The organism is Thermogemmata fonticola, from assembly GCF_013694095.1.
Taxonomy (GTDB): domain Bacteria; phylum Planctomycetota; class Planctomycetia; order Gemmatales; family Gemmataceae; genus Thermogemmata; species Thermogemmata fonticola.
This window is the reverse complement of record NZ_JACEFB010000027.1, coordinates 1-4,361: the sequence shown is the minus strand read 5'-3', so window position 1 is coordinate 4,361 and position 4,361 is coordinate 1. Positions and strand designations below refer to the sequence as shown.

The 4,361-nt window shown below is 63.0% G+C and carries 3 protein-coding genes; 1 reads left to right on the top strand and 2 read right to left on the bottom strand.

Features of this window, described 5'->3' with window-relative positions; all coding sequences use genetic code 11:
- The first annotated feature begins 222 nt into the window (after window positions 1-222).
- On the top strand, window positions 223-2,157 hold the full coding sequence (locus tag H0921_RS17505) for a WD40 repeat domain-containing protein (RefSeq protein WP_194539825.1): 1,935 nt from the start codon (window positions 223-225) through the stop codon (window positions 2,155-2,157).
- Between the two features lie 199 nt (window positions 2,158-2,356).
- On the opposite strand, the gene H0921_RS17500 is transcribed toward H0921_RS17505, so the two are convergent.
- Both H0921_RS17500 and H0921_RS17495 read right to left on the bottom strand, forming a co-directional pair.
- On the bottom strand, window positions 2,357-2,962 hold the full coding sequence (locus H0921_RS17500; protein WP_194539824.1) for a hypothetical protein: 606 nt from the start codon (window positions 2,960-2,962) through the stop codon (window positions 2,357-2,359).
- Window positions 2,963-2,966: 4 nt separating this feature from the next.
- Window positions 2,967-4,106 (bottom strand): AAA family ATPase, encoded by a 1,140-nt coding sequence (locus tag H0921_RS17495; protein WP_194539823.1) that lies wholly within the window; start codon window positions 4,104-4,106, stop codon window positions 2,967-2,969.
- Window positions 4,107-4,361 lie beyond the last annotated feature (255 nt).

Below are 4,361 nucleotides of genomic sequence, written 5' to 3'. Positions count from 1 at the left end.
CGTCAAAGTCTTAGAGTGCGTGGTTGCAGGCGGAATCGTAGCTCGCCAGGTCGAACTCTTTTCCTCAGGTTCCTCCGGTATTCCAAGTCTCCCGTGGAGGCGGCGGCAGGAGGCCGTCGCGGCGCCGGAGAGGGGCGAGGTCCGCGCCCGTGGCGCTGGGGAGGGGAAGGCGGAGGAGCGGAGGGCGATGCAGAGCTGCGGTCCAGCATCGGGAGGCCTCCCATGACTCACGAGTGGCACAGAGCGAAGTCGATCAGCGTCGCAGTTCGCCGTCTGCCGTCCCCGCTGATCTGCGGGCTGGGTGGGCTGGGGATGCTGCTGGTGATGGGATGGCTGGGGGGAAGGGCAGCTTTCGCCGAGGAGCTTTCTCTCCACCCTGAGGAAGCGCAGCGCTTCGTGGGGCACGAGGGGGAAATCCTCAGCGTGGCGTTTTCTCCCGATGGCCGCTATGCCCTCTCCGGCAGTGCTGACAATACGCTGCGGCTGTGGGAATTAGCGACCGGTAAGGAAGTGCGCCGCTTTGAGGGACATACCAGTTGGGTCTGGAGCGTGGCGTTTTCTCCCGATGGCCGCTATGCTCTCTCCGGTAGCCATGACAAGACCCTGCGGCTCTGGGAATTGGAAAGCGGTCGCGAACTCCGCCGCTTCCAGGGACACACGCGCGCCGTGGTGAGTGTGGCGCTTTCGCCCGATGGCCGCTATGCCCTCTCCGGCAGCCTGGACGGCACCTTGCGGCTGTGGGAACTGGCCACGGGCCAGGAAGTGCGCCGCTTTGAGGGGCATACCAGTTGGGTCCGAAGCGTGGCGTTTTCGCCCGATGGCCGCTATGCTCTCTCCGGCAGCCATGACAAGACCCTGCGGCTGTGGGAATTGGGAAGCGGTCGCGAACTCCGCCGCTTCGAGGGGCACAGCGATGCGGTCCAAAGCGTAGCGATCAGCCCCGATGGCCGCTATGCCCTCTCCGGTAGTTGGGACGGGACGCTGCGGCTGTGGGAGCTAGCCACCTCCAGGGAAGTCCGCCGCTTCGAGGGTCATAGCCGTTGGGTGGAAAGCGTGGCGATCGGTCCCTCTGGCCTTTACACCCTTTCCGGCAGCGCCGACAACACGCTGCGATTGTGGCAGCTCGAAAGCGGCAAGCAAATCCGCCGCTTCGAGGGGCATACCGATACGGTGACGAGCGTGGCGATTTCTCCTGATGGCCGCTATGCCCTCTCTGGCAGTGCTGACAAGACCCTGCGGTTGTGGAAGCTGCCCACTGCCCAAGCGCTCCGGCTTTTCGCGGGGCACAGCGATGCGGTCCAAAGCGTAGCGATCAGCCCCGATGGCCGCTATGCCCTCTCCGGCAGTTGGGACGGGACGCTGCGGCTATGGGAGCTGACGACCGCTCAGGAAGTGCGCCGTTTCGCGGGGCACAACGGTGGGGTCAATAGCGTGGTGTTTTCTCCCGATGGCCGCTATGCCCTCTCCGGCGGGCATGACAAGACGCTACGGCTGTGGGAATTAGCGACCGGCAAGGAAGTGCGCCGCTTCCAGGGACACACGCGCGCCGTGGTGAGTGTGGCGTTTTCGCCCGATGGCCGCTATGCCCTCTCCGGCAGCCATGACAAGACCCTGCGGCTGTGGGAATTGGAAAGCGGTCGCGAACTCCGCCGCTTCCAGGGGCACACGCGCGCCGTGGTGAGTGTGGTGTTTTCGCCCGATGGCCGCTATGCCCTCTCCGGCAGTTGGGACGGGACGCTGCGGCTGTGGGAGCTGACGACCGCTCAGGAAGTGCGCCGCTTCCAGGGACACACCATCCGAGTCAATAGCGTGGCAATCAGTCCGGATGGCCGCTACGCTCTATCGGGAGGCGATGACCATGTGCGGCTCTGGGAACTAGCGACCGGCCAGGAAGTCCGCAGCTTCCAGGAACACGAGGGGGGCGTCCTGAGCGTGGCGTTTTCTCCCGATGGCCGCTATGCTGCCTCCGCTAGTCGCGACGATACCCTGCGGGTGTGGGAGCTAGCCAGCGGCAAGGAGGTCCGCTGCTTCGCGGGACACGCCGATGCCGTCCGCAGTGTAGCAATCAGTCCGGATGGCCGCTTTGTCCTGTCGGGAAGCTCGGACAACACCCTGCGGCTGTGGCCTTGGCCGACGGGGTTATTGCCCGGTAAATAGACCGTGGCGAAAGCAGCGGGGAAGGACAATGAGCTGACACCATGAAACCGAGTGAACCGAGCGGCTACCCGCTAAGGGGTGACGCCACCGTGTCAGAAGTACCAGCGAGGGGAGGGAAGCGAGCCTTCAGATGGGGACCGTTTTGAGAGGACCACCCATCAGGAAGGTCTCATCGCCAGACCCTTGCGAACCTTGGGGATCAGGCGGTGGCTTGGCGCACGAGTTTTCGCAAGCAGTCGATGGCCCGCCGCAAACTAGGTGCCTGAGCCATCGCCACCTCGGCGCGCCACTCCGTGCTGGCAAATTCGGTCAACCGGGAACTGTAGGCTGGCCCCACTTTTCGGCCGCTGCTTGGGGGGGGTACCATATCCTTGCGAATGGCTCGGCGCCGCGATTTCCGAGCCAAGGAGACCATTTCTGCCTTTGGATCGAGCAATCCCTCCGGATTCGCTGGCACCTTGTTGCGAGCGATCCTCAGGAAGGCCGCGATCGCTTCGGCATCCGCTAAAAGCCAGGCTTCGACTGCCCGCACGGCAATGCGGAAACACAGGAGAGGTGCAGGGTTCGGCAGCCATTCCTGCCGCAAATCTGGGGCACAATGGAAGTCTTGATCCAAATCCACGATCACGAACCAGGGGCTGTGTCGAGCGGCTTCGTTGAAGCTGTGGATCTTACTTTCAAGGAATGGCTTGCCTTGCTTTCCGCACACCAGGTTGGGCTTTGCATCAACATAGTCCAGCAATTTTTTGCCCACGGCTTCATCGGTTGTTCCTTCAACCGCGAGGTTGATCAGCGCTCCCGGCATCGCCTCAGTCCTCGCCAAAAAGTGCAAGCTGCTCTGGGTGTTCGGGCCGGGTTTGGGGCAGGACGATGTCGGCAAGTGACAGGCCGCCGTCCAATAATTCCCGGACCTGCCGGAGCGAAGCCGCGGGCATGACCTGCGTCCCCTCGGGACTGGCTCGCAGGAGCAAGACTTCATCGAGGCCGATGCCCTCGTCACGCAACAGTTCGGGCGAATGAGTGCTCACGAAAATTTGACGGCCGCTCCGGCGTTGGACTCGCGCGAACATCTGCGGCAGGTGGCGGACGACCTCCGGATGGAGCGACAGCTCTGGTTCCTCCAGTAGGAGCGGTCCTCCCTTCTCCAGAACGGCCCAGAGCAAGCCGAGCAAGCGCAGGGTGCCATCCGAGAATTGCTCCTCGGTCTGCCAAGCTCCGTGGGGCCGCCAGTGCTGATACTTGCCCCGCAGATGGGGTGTGCCGCGGCCGTCCCGCCACAGTTCAATTTCTTCGAGCTGGGGCACGGCGATGCTCAGGGCTTCCCGGATCCGTTTGAGTCGGGCCTGACGCGTCTTCTCCGGGGTCTTGGCCACTTGCTCCAGGAAGTCTCCTCCAAATGGATCGTAGCTGCGACCTACGGAACGATCTGGCTCCCGGACCAGTTGGGGCACGATGTGCCAGTATCGGATCGAAGCAAAAAAGGCGGCGATCTCACGGAACTCTCGATTGACGTTGACCTGTTCGAGATAGGTCTGCGTCAATCGTTCCGGGTCCGCTCGGTCTTCTGCATTGGGACGTTGGAGGAGCACTTGCCCATCGCGCTCGACGCGTTCTCTGACCACGTGAGGCCGCCGCTGTTGATCCTCGTCAAATACTAATTCATACGCCCACCGCTGGCCGTTCTCATCTTCCATCTCGCTGTGGATTTCGATGGAAGGACGGCGGCGAGCAGCCAAGCAGCGAATGGCCCGCACACCACCCCGGCGCGCCACGGCATGCTGAAATCCGCCTCCGCCACTCGTGGCCAAATCTCGCAGAAAGCGAAAGGCATCGAGGAAATTGGACTTGCCGGAGGCGTTCGGTCCCACCAGGAACAGCCGCTTCGGGATGGCCGCCTCCACCTTCGTGAAGTTTTTCCAGTTCGCCAGCACCAGTTTGCAAAACCTCACGCGTGCTCTCCTGAAGACCCCTCAGTGTGATCTTAGCATGGCCGCGATTCATCCTTCGACTGCGAGATGCGCCTTGCTCAACGTTATCCTCTCCGCCACGCCATCGGACCAATCTTGAGTTTATTTTTGCCGTTCAGAGAATGGCTGGGCAACAGTGAGCCTTGTCCTTCGAGGACCGGCGGGGGTGGAGGGGGAGGGGTGGCGTGTGGGGTCAGCGGTGGGGGTGGCGGGGATGAGAGCGGCGGGGTTGGCGGG

Bases quoted from the DNA above. Each gene is read 5' to 3' on its own strand.
- H0921_RS17505 (WP_194539825.1), top strand. From the start codon at position 223: ATGACTCACGAGTGGCACAGAGCGAAGTCGATCAGCGTCGCAGTTCGC.
- H0921_RS17500 (WP_194539824.1), bottom strand. From the start codon at position 2,962: ATGCCGGGAGCGCTGATCAACCTCGCGGTTGAAGGAACAACCGATGAA.